The sequence below is a fragment of the Streptomyces botrytidirepellens genome (genome assembly GCF_003721215.1).
GTDB classification, from domain to species: domain Bacteria; phylum Actinomycetota; class Actinomycetes; order Streptomycetales; family Streptomycetaceae; genus Streptomyces; species Streptomyces himastatinicus.
On record NZ_RIBZ01000450.1, the window covers coordinates 1 to 1331 of the forward strand.

The 1331-nt window shown below is 78.7% G+C and carries 1 protein-coding gene; it reads left to right on the plus strand.

Annotated elements, in window-relative coordinates; all coding sequences use genetic code 11:
- The coding region (locus EEJ42_RS31505) for an ROK family protein (protein WP_123105269.1) at nucleotides 1-380 on the plus strand (380 nt) is incomplete at its 5' end.
- Nucleotides 381-1331: the final 951 nt, after the last annotated feature.

Here is a 1331-nt window from a genome sequence, read left to right on the forward strand (position 1 = left end):
AGGCCGCCGCCCGCGACGGCCGCTCCGCCGAACTCGCCGCGCGGCTGGAGGCCGTGGGGCACCTCGCCGCCACGGACGTCGCGGCGGCGGCCTCCGCCGGTGACGCCGCCGCCCTCGAACTCATCCGCGAGGGCGGCATGCGCACCGGTCAGGTCATCGCCGGTCTCGTCAGCTTCTTCAACCCGGGCCTGGTCGTGATCGGCGGCGGCGTCACCGGCCTCGGCCACACGCTCCTCGCCGCCATCCGCACCCAGGTCTACCGTCAGTCCCTTCCGCTCGCCACCGGCAACCTCCCCATCGTGCTGGGCGAACTGGGCCCGGCCGCGGGGGTCACCGGCGCGGCCCGTCTGATCAGCGACCACCTCTTCTCCCCGGCCTGACCCTTCCTGCCGGGCGGCCCCGCCCGGCCCCGTCCCTACGGCCCGCCCCGCGGAACGGACCGTACCGAGGCACAGCGCCCTTTCCCCACCCGCCCCTTCCCGATTCCCACCGACCCCGTTCCACCCCGGGCCCCGGCCCGGGCCCCACGCCCGACCTCCGACGGCCGGGGCCTGGGGGCAAGGGGCTCCGCCCCGGGCCTCTGGGCCATGGCTCCACCCCGGCCTTCTGGAGGGCAGGGGCTCCGCCCCTGACTCGGACGCCAGGGCCTGGCCCCGGACTCGGGCCCGGACTCGGACTCGGGCCCCTGGACTTGGGCTCGGCCCGGGCCTGGACCCCGGACCTGGACCCCGGACCCCGGACCCGGGACCCCGGACCCGGGACCCGGGACCTGGACCCCGGACCTGGATCCGGGACCCCGGGCCTGGATCCGGGACCCCGGACCTGGACATGGGCCGGACCCCGGACTTGGGCCCGGATCCTGGGCCCGGATCCCGGACCTGCACTTGGGCCCGGACCCGGACCCGGACCCCGGACTCGCACTTGGGCCCGGCCCCCGGCCCCCGGACCCGCGTGCTGGGCCCGGCCCCCGGCCCCCGGACCCGCGTGCTGGGCCCGGGCCCCGGCTCCGGGTGCTCGGCTCGGAGCTGGGCCTGGGCCCGGACTTGGGCCTGGGCCCGGACTTGGGCCTGGTCCCGGGTCTGGATCCAGACCCGGGCCTGGTCTCGGCCCGGGCCCGGAAACCCGAAGCGGGTCCGGGACCGAAGCCTCGGGTCCGGGGTTCCCCCAGGAGCCCTGGCCCCGGAGCCGGACGCCTGGGCCCGGACCTGGATGACCAGGGACGTGCCCGGAGCCCCGGATCCGGAGCACCGGGAGCCTGGCCCCGGCTCCAGGGAACCCGGAGCCCCGGCCCGAGGCACCGAACACCGGGCGCCCCGGGGCCCTGGGCCCGG